General features: G+C 67.5%; 12 protein-coding genes. 8 read left to right on the top strand and 4 right to left on the bottom strand.

All coding sequences use genetic code 11. The annotated features are described in order from the left end of the window. Positions 1–8: 8 nt before the first annotated feature. Both ON22_RS25400 and ON22_RS34920 read right to left on the bottom strand, forming a co-directional pair. A complete protein-coding gene (locus tag ON22_RS25400) occupies positions 9–1,364 on the bottom strand; it encodes a S1 family peptidase (RefSeq protein WP_033246465.1) in 1,356 nt (451 codons plus the stop codon). 145 nt (positions 1,365–1,509) lie between these two features. Beyond that, positions 1,510–2,889, bottom strand: a complete 1,380-nt coding sequence (locus tag ON22_RS34920) for a hypothetical protein (RefSeq protein ID WP_174375633.1) — start codon at positions 2,887–2,889, stop codon at positions 1,510–1,512. 652 nt (positions 2,890–3,541) lie between these two features. On the opposite strand from ON22_RS34920, the gene dnaK reads away from it, so the two are divergent. From dnaK to ON22_RS25375, 4 genes are read left to right on the top strand one after another with little or no spacing between them, the layout of a single operon-like run. Beyond that, entirely contained in the window at positions 3,542–5,392 is a 1,851-nt protein-coding gene (gene dnaK / locus ON22_RS25390; RefSeq protein WP_033246464.1) for a molecular chaperone DnaK, read from the top strand. Then, complete coding sequence (grpE, locus tag ON22_RS25385; protein ID WP_033246463.1) at positions 5,389–6,129, top strand: nucleotide exchange factor GrpE; 741 nt, start codon at positions 5,389–5,391, stop codon at positions 6,127–6,129. Before dnaK ends, grpE begins: the two co-directional genes overlap by 4 nt. Positions 6,130–6,177: 48 nt before the next feature. Further along, positions 6,178–7,338 carry a molecular chaperone DnaJ gene (gene dnaJ, locus ON22_RS25380; protein ID WP_033246462.1) on the top strand — a complete coding sequence of 387 codons (1,161 nt, stop codon included), beginning with the start codon at positions 6,178–6,180 and terminating at the stop codon, positions 7,336–7,338. Beyond that, positions 7,338–7,763, top strand: a complete 426-nt coding sequence (locus ON22_RS25375; RefSeq protein WP_033246461.1) for a heat shock protein transcriptional repressor HspR — start codon at positions 7,338–7,340, stop codon at positions 7,761–7,763. The genes dnaJ and ON22_RS25375 overlap by 1 nt, the downstream gene beginning before the upstream one ends. 242 nt (positions 7,764–8,005) lie before the next feature. On the opposite strand, the gene ON22_RS25370 is transcribed toward ON22_RS25375, so the two are convergent. Both ON22_RS25370 and ON22_RS25365 read right to left on the bottom strand, forming a co-directional pair. Further along, entirely contained in the window at positions 8,006–8,788 is a 783-nt protein-coding gene (locus ON22_RS25370) for an FAD-binding oxidoreductase (RefSeq protein ID WP_051158068.1), read from the bottom strand. A 152-nt stretch (positions 8,789–8,940) separates the two neighbouring features. Next, entirely contained in the window at positions 8,941–10,098 is a 1,158-nt protein-coding gene (locus tag ON22_RS25365) for a globin domain-containing protein (RefSeq protein ID WP_033246460.1), read from the bottom strand. A 335-nt stretch (positions 10,099–10,433) separates the two neighbouring features. Here ON22_RS25365 and clpB point away from each other — a divergent pair, with 335 nt between their 5' ends. The 4 genes from clpB to pyrE all read left to right on the top strand — a co-directional run bounded on the left by clpB (position 10,434) and on the right by pyrE (position 15,809). Then, positions 10,434–13,037, top strand: a complete 2,604-nt coding sequence (clpB, locus tag ON22_RS25360) for an ATP-dependent chaperone ClpB (protein ID WP_033246459.1) — start codon at positions 10,434–10,436, stop codon at positions 13,035–13,037. Positions 13,038–13,209: 172 nt separating this feature from the next. Continuing rightward, positions 13,210–14,010: a DUF5666 domain-containing protein gene (locus ON22_RS25355; protein WP_033246458.1), complete on the top strand. Its 801-nt coding sequence runs from the start codon at positions 13,210–13,212 to the stop codon at positions 14,008–14,010. A 65-nt stretch (positions 14,011–14,075) separates the two neighbouring features. Further along, entirely contained in the window at positions 14,076–15,134 is a 1,059-nt protein-coding gene (locus ON22_RS25350) for a TtfA family protein (protein WP_306306620.1), read from the top strand. Positions 15,135–15,260: 126 nt separating this feature from the next. Then, positions 15,261–15,809, top strand: a complete 549-nt coding sequence (gene pyrE, locus ON22_RS25345; protein WP_033246456.1) for an orotate phosphoribosyltransferase — start codon at positions 15,261–15,263, stop codon at positions 15,807–15,809. Positions 15,810–15,881 lie beyond the last annotated feature (72 nt).

The following is a 15,881-nucleotide window of genomic DNA, read 5'->3' as shown; positions in this document are numbered from 1 at the left end:
TATCGGGATCACCCGGCATTCTGCCTGGTTCGTACGCTGATACCGCTGCCGAGGCCGCCGCCGGAGGTGGCGTCGATATCGGCGAGTACCGCGCGGATCGGAATGCCCAGCGTGGCGGTGCCGCCGTACTGGGCGAGGGCGATATTCGCTTCACCGCAGTCGGGAGCGTCGGCGGCGTTCGAACCGCTGGTGATCCCGAGTGCCAGGGTGCCGGTGATGATGGCGCCGCCGCTGTCGCCGCCCAGGGTGCAGGCGGTGCTGGCGAAGCCGCGGATGGTTTTGGCGTCGCCTTCGGTGGTGAACAGCTGGGTTTCGACCCGGTCGGCGACGACGAAGCCGCAGGTGAAGGTGGACGACTGTCCGGATTTGCAGACCGGCGCGCCGACCACCGGGTCGGCGGTGCCGGTGATGTTCAGGGTGGTGCCGTTGGCGCCGCGTACCGAGGGCTGATCCATTCCGGCGCCCACGGCGCGTTCGTTCAGCTGGATCACCGAATAGTCGAGGGTGGCAGGGCCGCCCAATTCGGATTTCACGAAGGTGCCCAGTTCCGGGCTGGCCGGAATATTGTGGACATTCGGGCTGTACACGGCTGCGCGCTCGTCGCCCTTGTCCAGGTTCGGATTGCAATGTCCGGCACTGATATTCAGCGCATTTCCGGCGGAATCGACACTGTTGAAACCGAACGAGCAGACATCGACACTGCGCAGTTCGGCGTCGTCGAGCGGGCCGGGCGCGCTGATATAGGTATCGCCGCCCATCGGCCGGGGTTCGACCGGGCCGCCGCCACCGGGGCCGAGGACCACTTTGACATTGGCGATGAGCGTCGGCAGGTTGAGCATATGCGCCAGCGGCGTGTTGGCGACATTCACGACCAGCTGGCTGTTGAGGAAGTCGATGGCGATCGAATTGATCACCTGCGAAATATCGCGCGGCTGGCCGGCAACCCATTGATTCAGTTGCGTCAGCGAGGTTTCCAGCGCGGCCGCCGAAACCGGGGCCAGCCGGGTGTGATAGCCGTCGGCGCTGGCCGCCTTGGCGGCGTCCGGCGAGGTCACGGCGACGATCGGTTTACCCTCCGGGGTCATCCACGCGCCGGCGAAAACATCGGGGCGTTCGGCGCGGAATTCGGTCGCGTAGTCCTGGAGTTGCTGGGCGCGGGCCGACCGGTCCAGATATTCGGTCGGGGTCATATGCAGATCACGGGACAGCGCTTGGACGAATTCGGGCGGCAAGTCCTCGGCTCTCAACTGCTCGGGGGCGGGCTCCGCGGTCGCCGGGACCGCACCGAACAGGGGAGTCAGGAGAACGGCAGAGCTGATGATGGCAGCTTTGACCGCGGCGCGACGCGCCACCGACTTGCGCATGGAATCCCTTCGTCGGCACTGTGTGCCAGATAATCCATGGCCACGGGATTGAAACCGTTGGCGCACAGGTGTGGTCGAGCTGACCGAGGTTTCCGGGGGTGGCCGGGAAAACACCGGTCAGGCGAACACTCTAAGGCACAAACCGCTATCTGGCTTCCTGTTGGCGCCCTTCCTGGGAACCGGTGTCGGGAAGGTCCGGATCCTCGCTGCGGAACGGCATGGGGAACGGGAAGAATTCGTAACCCGGCCGTGCCCGGGTTGTCGTGGTTTCGGTGGTGCTGGTCGTGGGATCGGTGAGCGTCGGGCCGCTCGGTTCGGTGGTGCCGGGAACCGAAGTCGTGGGCGGCGGCGCGGATTGCGTCGTGGTGGTTACCGGTGGCGTCGTGGTGACGGGCTCGGTGGTTTCGACCGGTTCCGGCACGTAGGTCGGCTCGGGAACATAGGTCGGCTCGACGGGCGGCGGGGCCACCGGCGGTGGCGGCGCGGGCAGTGGCGGCGCCGGGGTTTCGGTCACGGTGCTCGGCACCGGCGCGGGTCCGGGCTCGGCTGCCCCCGGCCGCAAGAACGCGGTAACTCCGAGCGCGCCGATCACCAGACCCACGAATGCGGCGACGGCTATCAGGACGGCCGTACGCCGGGAACCCCTCGGCTCGGCCGATGCCGGGGTGCGGGCGGCACCTTTCGGCGGTGTCGTGGCTGCCCCCGGAGGGTGCGGGCTCGGTTTCGGTGTGCCCGGATCGGCCGCCGGCAGGGCACCCGCGGCCGCCGAGGTGACTCCCAATCCGGCGGCGAGCACACCCAGGCTGGGGCCGCCGTAGGTGGCCTCCGGGTCTGCCTCGGGATCGGCCTCCGCGAACGGGGCGGCGGTCACCGCTGGAAAGGCCGGGTCGGGATCGACGGCGGAATACGCCTTCGCCGGGGTGTCGCCGGAACCCAGCTTCGGCATGACGACCGTGTCGAGGAAGGAATTCTCGGCGGTGCCGGGGTCGGGCGGGGTCGCGCCGGCGGGGGTTTCGAGCACCACGGCCAGGGCGGCGCGACCGGCGCTCTCGGCGAAGTACCGGCCGATCTCGTCGGCGCTGTGGCCACCGGGTCGCGGGGGGAGTTCGTCCTCGCCGATGAGGGCGACGGATCCGAGGCCCAGGTAGTCGAGTGCGCCGCGTAGCGCGAATACCTGCGCGGCGGGCCAGCCGCCGGGATGGGTCGCATAGAACTCGGCGGGACCGTTGAGGTAGTCGGCGGTGAGGTTGATCAGGCAGAACATTGCGGTGGCGAGCAGATCCTCACCGCGGTAGGCCTCGCCGTCGTCCACGGCCACGCCGGCCGGATCGCCTACGGCGGAGACGAAGCCGGTGATGGTCTGGGTATAGCCCGGCGGGGGTGTGGCGCCACCGAGTTCGGCGTCGCCGTCGTCGGACATGTGCAGGATCGGTTCGCGGATGATGAAGTGCGGATCCCCGTCATCGCTGACGACCGCCGCGGTGCACGCATGCTCGGCGATGTGCAGGCCCACCCCAGTGGCCATCCTCGGATCCTCGCTTCGATTTCCTCATCCAACAACGACGCTACGGGTTCACGTACGCCTCTCCCGGCGCGGCGCGCGGCGACCGTGCGCGGAGCATTGACAATAGCTGCGATCGGGGTCCGGCGGGGAGCCGGGAGCGGGGTACCGGACCGCCTCCGGTCGCGGCCCGGTGTCGGCTCCGGCCCGCATAACGATCCGGTAAGCGGGTGTGCTTCGCGATGTTCTCGGGTACCTCCGAGGTCGCTGCCGGGCGTGGAATCGGGCCGTGGCCTCGGGCGATACGGGGCAGCCGGGGTATCCGCGGCGTGGCGGCGGTCCGGGGCGGCGCAGCTGGGTCACGATGTTCTGCCGACGGGGTTTTACGACGTGGTGCCGGGAAGAACGGCGGGAGCGGCGCCGCGTGGGGTGGGAATAGATCGCCGGTGTCCGAGGTTGAGCTGATCGACAATATTGAGTGTGTTCGACTCAAGTCTGGCTTGACGGCCCGCATTGAGACGGGCAGGATTGAGCCGACCACGCTCAGTATTGCTGGGACCGTGCTCTATGCCGTGCCTGGGGCTGGTCCGAGCGTCGCAGGTCCTCCAGGGCCTCGGCGTATTGGGGCATACAGCCCGTACAGACACAAGCAGTCGAAAATGAGGAGGAACAACAAATGGCTCGTGCGGTCGGAATCGACCTCGGGACCACGAACTCGGTCGTCGCCGTTCTCGAAGGTGGTGAGCCGGTCGTCGTCGCCAACTCCGAGGGTTCGCGCACTACGCCCTCGGTTGTCGCGTTCGCGAAGAATGGAGAGGTTCTGGTCGGCCAGCCCGCCAAGAACCAGGCAGTCACCAACGTCGACCGGACGATCCGCTCGGTCAAGCGCCATGTCGGCACCGACTGGACCGTCGAAATCGACGACAAGAAGTACACCTCGCAGGAGATCAGCGCGCGCACGCTGATGAAACTGAAGCGCGACGCCGAGTCCTACCTGGGTGAAGAGATCACCGACGCGGTGATCACCGTTCCCGCCTACTTCGAAGACGCCCAGCGCCAGGCCACCAAGGAAGCCGGTCAGATCGCCGGCCTCAACGTGCTGCGCATCGTCAACGAGCCCACCGCCGCGGCCTTGGCCTACGGCCTGGACAAGGGCGACAAGGAACAGACCATCCTGGTCTTCGACCTCGGTGGCGGTACCTTCGACGTCTCGCTGCTGGAAATCGGCGAGGGCGTCGTCGAGGTCCGCGCCACCTCCGGTGACAACCACCTCGGTGGTGACGACTGGGACGAGCGGGTCGTGAAATGGCTGGTCGACAAGTTCAAGTCGAGCTCGGGTATCGACCTGACCAAGGACAAGATGGCCATGCAGCGGCTGCGTGAGGCCGCCGAAAAGGCCAAGATCGAGCTGAGCTCCTCGCAGAGCACCTCGATCAACCTGCCCTACATCACCGTCGACGCGGAGAAGAACCCGCTGTTCCTCGACGAACAGCTCACCCGCGCCGAATTCCAGAAGATCACCTCCGATCTGCTGGACCGCACCCGCGCACCGTTCCAGTCCGTGGTCAAGGACGCCGGGATCAAGGTCGCCGATATCGACCATGTCGTGCTCGTCGGTGGTTCCACCCGGATGCCCGCCGTGACCGATCTGGTCCGCGAGCTCACCGGTGGCAAGGAGCCCAACAAGGGTGTGAACCCGGACGAGGTCGTCGCCGTGGGCGCCGCCCTGCAGGCCGGCGTGCTCAAGGGTGAGGTCAAGGACGTCCTGCTGCTCGATGTCACCCCGCTGTCGCTGGGTATCGAGACCAAGGGCGGTGTGATGACCAACCTCATCGAACGCAACACCACCATCCCGACCAAACGTTCGGAAACCTTCACCACGGCCAACGACAACCAGCCGTCGGTGCAGATCCAGGTGTTCCAGGGTGAGCGCGAGATCGCCGCGCACAACAAACTGCTCGGCTCGTTCGAGCTCACCGGCATCCCGCCGGCCCCGCGCGGTGTGCCGCAGATCGAGGTCACCTTCGATATCGACGCCAACGGCATCGTGCACGTGACCGCGAAGGACAAGGGCACCGGTAAAGAGAACACGATCAAGATCCAGGACGGCTCCGGTCTGTCCAAGGAAGAGATCGACCGGATGGTCAAGGATGCCGAGGCGCACGCCGCCGAGGACAAGGAGCGGCGCGAGGAGGCGGAGACCCGCAACCAGGCCGAATCGCTGGTCCACCAGACCGAGAAGTTCATCGCCGACAACGAGGACAAGGTCCCGGCGGATGTGAAGTCCAAGGTCGAGGCCGCGATCGGCGAGGCCAAGGAAGCGCTCAAGGGCACCGACACCGCCGCGGTGAAGGCCGCGGTGGAGAAGCTGGCCACCGAATCGCAGGCGCTGGGTCAGGCGATCTACGAGGCCTCGGCGGCCGAGGGCGCGGCGTCCGGTGACGGTGCCGCAAACGGTGCCCCCGGTGACGACCAAGTGGTCGACGCCGAGGTCGTGGACGAACCGGTCGACACGGAGAAGAAGTGACGAACGCGGGTAACAATTCCGAGGAACCGATCAGCTTCGTCGACAAGCGCAAGATCGATCCGGAAACCGGCGAGGTCCGGGATCCGGCCGGGGCTGCCGATGCGGCCGCCCCGGCCGGGGACGAGACCGCCGCGGACGCCGAGGAGCGGGTCGCCCCGCAGGCGCCGCAGTCGGGTCTGGACGGTGACGGTGCCGAGGCGGCCGCCGAGGCCGCGACGGTAGCCGATCCGGCGACCGAACTCGCCGAGCGCACCGCCGATCTGCAGCGGCTCACGGCGGAGTACACCAACTATCGCCGCCGGGTCGAACGCGATCGCAAGACCGCGATGGATACCGCGAAGGCCGCCGTGGTCACCGAGCTGCTTGGTGTGCTCGACGACCTGGACCGCGCGAAAGCGCACGGCGACCTGGAATCCGGACCGTTGCGTTCGGTGGCCGACAAGCTGATCGAGGCACTGCGTAAACAGGGGCTCGAGGAATTCGGGACCGAGGGCGATGCCTTCGACCCGAATCTGCACGAGGCCGTACAGCACGAAGGCAGCGGACACGATCCGGTGCTCGGCGTGGTGATGCGTAAGGGTTACCGCTTCGGCGAGCGGGTGCTGCGGCACGCGATGGTCGGAGTGACCGACGGCGTGGGTGATACCGCGGCCGACACCACCGCCGATGCCGCTCCCGCGGCCGAAGCCGCAGCAGCGGAGGCATCGGATGCGGATGCCGGTTCGTCGAATCAGTGATCCCGCGGCGCGAGGTCGCGCAGCGATGGAGGAAGGAGGAGATGCCCGGTGAGCCAGCGGGAGTGGATCGAGAAGGACTTCTACAAGGAACTGGGCGTCTCCTCCGACGCCTCCACCGAAGAGATCAAGAAGGCGTACCGCAAACTCGCCCGTGATCTGCATCCGGACGCCAATCCGGGGGACGCCAAGGCCGAGGAGCGGTTCAAAGCCGTCAGCGAGGCCCACACCGTGCTGTCGGATCCGGCCAAACGCGCCGAATACGACGAAACCCGCCGCCTGTTCGCGGGCGGCGGGTACGGCCGGGGTGGCGGTTTCACGCCGGGCGGCGGTGGCGGTTTCACCCAGGGCTTCGATCTGGGCGATATCTTCGGGCAGCAGGCCGGCGGCGCCGACGGCGGCCTGGGCGATCTGTTCGGCGGGTTGTTCAACCGCAGCGGAACCCGCACCAGCCGGCCGCGCCGGGGTGCGGATGTGGAGGCCGAGACGACCCTCGGGTTCCGCGAAGCCGCACGCGGGGTGACGGTGCCGCTGCACCTGACCAGTCCGTCGCCGTGCACCACCTGCCACGGCAGCGGTGCGAAACCGGGTACGAGCCCGCGGGTGTGCCCGATCTGCAACGGCAGCGGTGTGGTGAGCCGGAACCAGGGAGCATTCGGGTTCAGCGAACCGTGCGACGAATGCCGCGGCACCGGGTCGATCATCGACGATCCGTGCGTGGACTGCCACGGCAACGGCATCCAGAACCGCACCCGCACCATCAATGTGCGTATCCCGCCGGGTATCGCCGACGGGCAGCGGATCCGGCTGGCCGGGCAGGGCGAGGCCGGACTGCGCGGCGCCCCCTCGGGCGACCTGTATGTCACCGTGCGGGTGAGCCAGGACAAGGTGTTCGGCCGGACCGGCGACGACCTCACCCTGGCACTGCCGGTCAGCTACAGTGAATTGGTGCTCGGCACGACCGTATCGGTGCCCACTCTGGAGGGCCGGGTCGGCGTGAAGGTGCCACCGGGCACCGCGGACGGGCGTACCCTGCGGGTGCGCGGCCGCGGAGTTCCCAAACGTGGTGGCGGAGCCGGTGATCTACTGGTCACCGTGAAGGTCGCCGTGCCGCCGAAGCTGGACGACGACGCTGTGGCCGCCATGCGTGCGCTGCAGGAGGCGGAGAAGGCCAGTGGCTTCGATCCGAGAGCTGGATGGGCAGGTGCGTGATGTCCAACGATCCGAAACGGGCATCCGAAGGTAGTTCGGCGCGGGCAGAGGCGCGCGCCGAGTACTTCGTGATCTCGGTGGCCGCCCAGTTGGCCGGTATGCATGCGCAGACACTGCGCACCTACGACCGGCTGGGATTGGTGACACCGCAGCGCACTTCGGGTGGCGGTAGGCGCTATTCGGAACGGGATGTGGAGTTGCTGCGTGAAGTGCAGCGGCTGTCCCAGGACGAGGGCGTCAATCTGGCCGGGATCAAACGGATCATCGAACTCACCAACCAGGTGGCCGAACTGCAGGAGCGGGTTGTCGAACTGGCCGCGGCGCTGGAACGGGAACGGGCCCGGCCGGACTACCGGCCGGAACTGATCCCGCCACAGCGCAATACCGCATTGGTCGTCTGGCAGCCGCGCAACCGGCGGAGATAAGGGGCGAATGCTCGACCCACCCGGATCGTACGCGATGGTGGGCGCTGACTTCAGCGAGGTCCTGCCCCGAATCCCACGCAACCACGGTGGTGCCGAGTTCAGCGAGGCCCTGAGAGGTTTCGGCCCGTCCCTGCTGTCAGTGCTCGATGCGATGCGGCGCAGCCGCGAGCATCGAGTGCTGACAGCAGGGACCAAGGGGGGCCGAAACCCGCGGCGCCGCAGGCGCCGCAAATAAACACAGCTCAGGCGCCTTCGAATTGGATTCGCTCCGGCGGGGTTCCGGCGTCGAGCAGCTTTTCCACCGTGGAGCGGGTCATCGCGGGAGACCCGCATACCAAAACCTGGTGCCGGTTGAAACTGCCGTAGGAGCCGACCACTTCGGCGAGAGTGCCCTGGATCAGATCGTCTTCCTCGAAGCCGATATCCACCCGGTGCCGGTCGTGCCATTCGTCGGGCCAGGACGGGTCCTCGAGACGTTCCACGACCGGCACGACGGTGAGCCACGGCAGGTCCTCCGCAAGGAGGACCAGCATATCGGCGGCGTACAGGTCGCGGGGGGAGAAGCCACCGAAGAAGAGGTAGGTGGTCGGAGGGTATTCGTGCCTGGCGAGCTCGAGAAGCTGGGACCGCAGCGGCGCCAGTCCGGTACCGCCGGCGATCATCACGACCTCGTCGCCGTCGGGGTCCACGCTGAACATGCCCGCCGGCGCGGCCAGTTTCCAGCGATCGCCGGGCCGGGTATCGGAGACGATCCCGCTACTGCACCAGCCGCCCGCCACGGTGCGGATATGGAATTCGAGTTTGCCGTCCAGCGAGGGCGGTAGCGCCGGGGAGAAACGGCGGCGCATCCCCGGGAACTGCGGAACCTCGACCTCGACCGATTGTCCCGCGGTGAACGGTACGTATTCGCCGATCAACCGGATCACCGCGAGATCGTGGCGCAGCCGGTGATGTTCGACCACATCCGCGAACCACTGGGTCGGCTGGTCGGGGCGGTGTGGGTCGACGCGGGGGCCATTGGTCACGGGCAGTCCTTCGGAGCGGATTCGTGCGGTCGGCGCAGGTGGGGGCGATGCATCTGGTCGGGCGTACGTGGTTCGCGGGGCCGGAGCGGAGTACCGCACCATTCTCCGGCCGGTCGGCAGGCGCGGCAAGGCCTGCCGACCGGGCTACCGGCTCAGACCGGATCGGTGCTGATGATCTCTTCCGGAGTACCGACCGCCAGAAGCGCGCGCCGGGTATCCGCGATCATCTTCGCCGAGCCGGCGATCTGGATCTGCCGATCCTCCCACGCACCGAAACTGGCGACCACGGCGCCGAGGTTCCCGACCAGGCGGCGATGCATCCCGTAGGGCGCGTCCTCGGTGGGGTGCGGGTACCACCACGGGTTGGTCTTGTGTTCGCAGACCGGGACGATGGTGAGCCACGGGTTGCTCTGCGAGAGCTGCCACATGTTCTCCACGTCGTACAGCTCGCACGGGTAGGCCCCGCCGATGAAGAAGTGCACCCGAGGATTGATTCCGCGGCGGCCCATTTCGATCAGCTGCGCGCGCAGCGGTGCGATACCGGTTCCGGAGCCGATCATCAGCACATCGCGGCCGCTGTCCTGGTCCACCTGGAGTCCGCCGAGGGGCCCGCCGATGAGCCAGCGGTCGCCGACCTTGGTTTCGTTGACGACGGAGGGGCTCACCCAGCCGCTGCGGACCTTGCGTACATGGAATTCGATCTCGCCGTACGGGTTCGCCGGGATGGCGGGGGAGAGATAGCGCCACATCCGGGGCCGCTGCGGGACCGAGACGGGGACGTACTGACCGGCCAGGTACGGGATCGGGTCATCGGACTGCAAACGCACGATGGCCAGGTCGTCGAGGACGTGGCGGTGCCCGACAACGGTGGCCTCCCAATAGGGCGGGGAATCGTCGGAATTGGCGCCTATCGCCATCGCGGCGGAGATGAGCAGGCAGACATCGCGCCATCCTTCGGCGAGTTCTCTGGTCCAGTTCGGGCCGTTGTAGGTTCCGAAGGCGGCATAGAGCGCGGGACCGGCCTGATCGTAGTGCGCGGCCTCGACCCCGTATTTGCGGTGATCACGTGCCAGTTGTTCCAGGAACTTCTGTGCACGATCCCAGTCCTCCAGATGATCCAGCGTGTACTGGATCGCGGTGGTCAGCCGTTTCGCCTGCATATCCATGGTCGGCGGGAACAACTCCCGCAGCCGCGGATTCTCGGCGAAAAGGTGACCGTAAAAAGCGCTGATCAACCGCTCGGGTCCATCCGGTGCGTCTAGCACCGACTGGAAATTGGCGCGGACCAGCGCTGCCGAACGCGCATCCACGGCGTGGAGCTTCCTTTCCCTGATATCTGCCCGATAAGGACGTTGCCGTTACCGGCGGTCCTCCATCCGACCAGTATCCCCGAAAATTGTGATGATGGTGGATGTGAAATACGAGTACCTGGTTTGGCCGATCTTGTCCGCGGGTACTGCCGAGGCCGCGTGAGCTGGGAGCCGGCATCTTTCCGGCAACCTGCGGCCGAGGTCGGCGCAGGAAAAATCTCAGACTTGAGTGGAACAGACTCAACCTTTCGGACGTTGAACCGAGCAGAACGGCACGAGTCCCCGGAGTCGGGCGCGGTTGCCGGAGAAGATATCGACTAGCAGGAAGGTGCTTCGTGGACTCGTTCAACCCCACCACCAAGACCCAGGCCGCCCTGACTGCCGCCCTCCAGGCGGCATCGGCGGCCGGTAATCCGGAGATCCGTCCGGCCCATCTGCTGGTGGCACTGCTGGACCAGACCGACGGGATCGCCGGGCCGCTGCTGAAAGCGGTCGGCACCGATCCCGCCACGGTGCGCCGCGAGGCCCAGGACATCGTCGACCGGTTGCCTCGCGCCAGCGGCGCCACCACCACCCCGCAGCTCGGCCGGGAGGCGCTGGCCGCGATCACCGCGGCACAGCATCTGGCCACCGAACTCGGCGACGAATACGTTTCCACCGAGCATGTGATGGTCGGACTCGCCACCGGCGATACCGATATCACCATGCTGCTCGAGAAGTACGGCGCCACCGCGGCCGCGCTGCGTGAGGCCTTCACCGCCGTCCGGGGTAACGCCCGGGTCAGCAGCCCGGATCCCGAGGGCAGCTACCAGGCGCTGGAGAAATACTCCACCGACCTCACCGATGCCGCGCGCGCGGGCAAACTCGATCCGGTGATCGGCCGTGACACCGAGATCCGCCGCGTGGTGCAGGTGCTGTCGCGGCGTACCAAGAACAACCCGGTGCTCATCGGTGAGCCCGGCGTCGGTAAGACCGCCATCGTGGAAGGCCTGGCCCAGCGCATCATCGCGGGTGACGTGCCCGAATCGCTGCGCGGCAAAAGCGTGATCTCGCTCGACCTCGGTGCGATGGTCGCGGGCGCGAAGTACCGCGGCGAATTCGAGGAACGACTCAAGGCGGTCCTGGAGGAGATCAAGTCCAGCGCGGGCCAGATCATCACCTTCATCGACGAACTGCACACCATCGTCGGCGCCGGTGCGACCGGCGAATCCGCCATGGACGCCGGAAATATGATCAAACCGATGCTGGCACGCGGTGAACTGCGGCTCGTCGGCGCGACCACGCTCGAGGAATACCGCAAGCACATCGAGAAGGACGCGGCCCTGGAACGCCGCTTCCAGCAGGTGCTCGTCGGTGAACCCTCGGTCGAGGACACCGTGGGAATCCTGCGCGGGATCAAGGAACGCTACGAAGTGCACCACGGCGTGCGGATCACCGATTCCGCGCTGGTCGCGGCCGCCACCCTCTCCGACCGCTACATCACCTCCCGGTTCCTGCCGGACAAGGCGATCGACCTCGTCGACGAATCCGCGTCCCGCTTACGAATGGAGATCGACTCGCGGCCGGTGGAGATCGACGAAGTCGAACGCGCCGTGCGTCGCCTCGAAATCGAAGAGGTCGCGCTGGCCAAGGAAACCGACGAGGCCTCCAAACAGCGGCTGGAGAAACTGCGCGGCGAACTCGCCGACGGCCGCGAGAAGCTCAACCAGCTCACCACCCGCTGGCAGAACGAGAAAACCGCGATCGACCAGGTGCGGACGCTCAAGGAGCAGCTCGAGGGCCTGCGCGGGGAATCGGAACGCGCCGAACGCGACGGCGATCTGGGCAAGGCGGCCGAACTGCGGTACGGCCGGATCCCCGCGCTGGAAAAGGAACTCGCCGAAGCCGAGCGGGTCTCCGGTGCTGCGGCCGACGGTGAGGTGATGCTCAAGGAGGAGGTCGGGCCCGACGATATCGCCGAGGTGATCTCCGCCTGGACCGGTATCCCGGTCGGCCGGCTGCTCGAAGGCGAAACCGAGAAACTGCTCCGGATGGAGGCCGAACTCGGGCGGCGCGTGGTCGGCCAGACCGAGGCCGTGCAGGCGGTTTCCGATGCGGTACGGCGTGCCCGCGCGGGGGTCGCGGACCCGAACCGGCCCACCGGATCGTTCATGTTCGTCGGCCCCACCGGCGTCGGTAAAACCGAACTGGCCAAGGCGCTCGCCGATTTCCTGTTCGACGACGAACGCGCCATGGTCCGCATCGATATGAGCGAGTACAGCGAGAAGCACGCGGTGGCCCGGCTGGTCGGTGCGCCGCCCGGATACGTCGGCTACGACCAGGGCGGTCAGCTCACCGAGGCGGTGCGGCGGCGGCCCTACACGGTGGTGCTGTTCGACGAGATCGAGAAGGCGCACCCGGATGTTTTCGACATCCTGCTCGCGGTCCTCGACGAGGGCCGGCTCACCGACGGCCAGGGCCGGACGGTGGACTTCCGCAACACCATCCTCATCCTCACCTCGAACCTCGGCGCCGGCGGCGACAAGGATTTCGTGATGAACGCGGTGCGTTCGGCGTTCAAACCGGAATTCCTGAACCGCCTCGACGATGTGGTGATGTTCAGCTCGCTGGACGAGGAACAACTCGCCTATGTCGTCGATATCCAGCTCGAACAGTTGCAGCGGCGGCTCGCCCAGCGGCGGCTCACCCTGGAGGTCAGTGATTCGGCGCGGTTCTGGCTCGCGGTTCGCGGCTACGACCCGGTGTACGGCGCCCGGCCGCTGCGCCGGCTGATCCAGCAGGCGATCGGTGACACCCTCGCCAAGGAACTGCTGGCCGGGGAGGTCACCGACGGTGACACCGTCGAGGTCGGGGTGAGCCCGGACGGGGACGGTCTGATGGTGGGACGCCGGCTGCGCGAACCGAGCGCCGCGAGCGCGAGCGGCACCCCCGCCCGGTAACTGGCCCGGACCGGCGCATCACCGTGCCGATCGAGAAGTCGGGAAGCCGTCCTGGGCGAGCGCAGCCTCGCCCGGGACGGCTTCGGCGCATGTTCACTCCGGCCGGCCGGGTGTCGGCATGTTTATGCGCAGGGCCCGAACCGTCGCGGAGATACCGCTTAGTCTGGATACCATGACCAACCCGAACGATCCCTGGGCAAGGCGGCCGGACGACGATCCGACCCAGCGCCTGGGTCAGCCGGGAGAATCGGCGACCGAGAAGATGCCCACGGCCGACGGGCCGGGTTTCGTGGAGCCGACCACGGCCTACCCGGGTACCGATCCCTACGGCGGTTGGGGCCAGGACCCCAACCCGACCCGGGAGATGCCGACCTACGACAGTTACGCCTACGGCAACCCGCAATGGGGCGCCGGTGGGCCGGGCCCGCAGGATCCCTACGGGCAATCCGGTGGACCCCCGCCAGGGCAGGAACCGCCGCGGCCGCCGTCGAACAAAACCGGTATCTGGCTCGGCGTCGGGCTGGCCGCGATCGTGCTGATCGGCCTGGCCGGTGTGGGTGCCGGAATGCTGTTCGGCGGTGACGATTCACAATCCACCGCCGCCGGCGACGACACGACCACCAGCCGGACGCTCGGCCGGCAGGTCCCGCCGCTACCCGAGGAATCGTTCCCCGAGCTACCGCCCCTACCGGGCGAACCGGGTATGCCCGATTCGGGGGATCCGAACGCCGGCGGCACCACCATGGGCACGATCAGCTCCAACAGTGGTGGCACACTGACCCTGAGCACTCTCACCGGCACCGAGGTCACGGTGCATACGACCGAGGCCACGCAGGTGATATCGCTGGCGGGCGCCACGGTCGATGCGCTGCCCGCCGGGGATCTGGTGATAGTGCAGGGGCAGCAGAGCCCGGACGGATCCATTCAGGCCGAGGTGATCATCAGCACCGCCCTCGACGGGGGCGGCCGATGAGAAAACCGCGGCGCGCAGTGTGGGTGCCCGGCATTACGCCGGGCGGGTGGATAGGCTAGGCGACGATGACGGCAATGTGGTTCGGGCTGGCGGCAATCACCCTCGCGGGTGCGATCGTGCTGCTCTATTTCGACCGGCGCCAGCGGCAGCGGACCGGTCACGCGCGGCAGGTGTGGGCGAAAGCCCAGGGATACACCTATGTGTCGGTGGAACCGGCGCTCGCTTCGACCTGGCGGCGCGGTGCGCTGGCCAAGCTCGGGTATCTGACGGCGGTCGATGTGGTGACAGGTATCCGCAAGGGCGAGAAATTCGTGCTGCTGGATCTGGAGGATTCCGCGACCCTGGTCGCGGTGCGCCGGCAGATCGGTTCGGATATCGACGTCGATATGCGGGTCAAGACGATGAATCCGCCCAAGGACGCCGATCTGGAACTCCTCGGCGCCATCGGCGATCGGGTGGTGTTCGCCACCAACCCGGAGATCGCCCGGCATGCGGTGGACCAGCGGATGGTCGCGTTCATCGAATCGCTGTCCGATACCGTGCAGATGCTGTGGAGCGAGGGCAACTGGACCCTCGGCATGCTCCCGGTCGGCACCTCCGCGAAGGACTGGGAGACCGGTATCGACGCCGTCCTGCGGTTGTCCGGTCTGCTGCATGTGCTGCCGCCGGTCAACGAGAACCGTAACGACGAGCAGGATCCCCGTCCCGCACATCCCCGGGCGCGGATCCGTTCGGCGGAGTACGACGACGATGCGCCGGACGACGAGTACGACGACTACGACGAGTACCCCGACGACAGCGACGACGACTACGGTCATCCGGGGCGCAACGTCCGCTACCGCCGCGACACTCCGGAAGACGTCGCCGACCAGGACGACCGGGGTATTCCCGGTGACGAGGTACCGCCGCGCCGGCCGAGCCTGGCCGTGGTACCCGATGCCCGGCCCGCGGATCGCCCCCCGCGTCCCGAACCGGCCGGTGCGCGATCCGGCGGAGCCGACGAACCGGATCGGCCCGCCCCCGGCCGCCGTGATTCCGTCGCCGACGACGAGCACGCCCCCCGGCTGCCCGGCGGGCCCTTCCACCCCGGTTTCCGCCCCTACCAGGGACCGGTGCCGCAGTAGCTCCGTGATGACTCGCGACCTGCGGTAACCGTTGCCGCGGCGCCCCCGTATCCTGCTCGCAGGGCGCCGAGCATGCGCCGCGACCGTTACTCGCCGCGACTCGCCTCCACGGGCGGAAGGACACCGATGATCGACCAGGCAACGACCGACCGGGATGTCTTGGCCGGGCTGGTGCGCGATTTAGCCGTCGTGCACGGCAAGGTGACATTGTCTTCCGGAAAAGAGGCCGACTACTACGTCGACCTGCGGCGGGCGACCCTGCACCACCGTGCCGGCCCGCTGATCGGCAAACTGCTGCGGGAACTGGTCGCGGATTGGGAATTCGACGCGGTCGGCGGGCTCACCATGGGCGCCGATCCGGTCGCACTGGCGGTGATGCACGCGCCGGGCCGGCCCATCGACGCTTTCGTGGTGCGCAAGGCCGCGAAAACCCACGGGATGCAACGGCAGGTCGAGGGCCCCGATGTGGTCGGTAAACGGGTACTGGTCGTGGAGGACACCACGACCACCGGGAATTCCCCGCTGACCGCGGTGCGTGCGTTGCGCGAGGTGGGCGCGACGGTGGTCGGGGTGGCCACCGTGGTCGACCGGGAAACCGGCGCGGATCGCGTGATCGCCGACGAAGGACTGCCCTATCGCTCCATACTCGGTCTGAAGGATCTGGCACTGGGCTGAACCGACGGGCTGTCCGACGTCGTGTCCGGCTCCGTTAGCCTGGGAATCCGTCAGAACTGTGAGTGAAGGGTC

The organism is Nocardia carnea NBRC 14403, assembly GCF_000308515.1.
Classification (GTDB): domain Bacteria; phylum Actinomycetota; class Actinomycetes; order Mycobacteriales; family Mycobacteriaceae; genus Nocardia; species Nocardia carnea.
The sequence above is the reverse complement of the archived record's forward strand: the minus strand, read 5'-3'. Positions and strand labels throughout refer to the sequence as shown.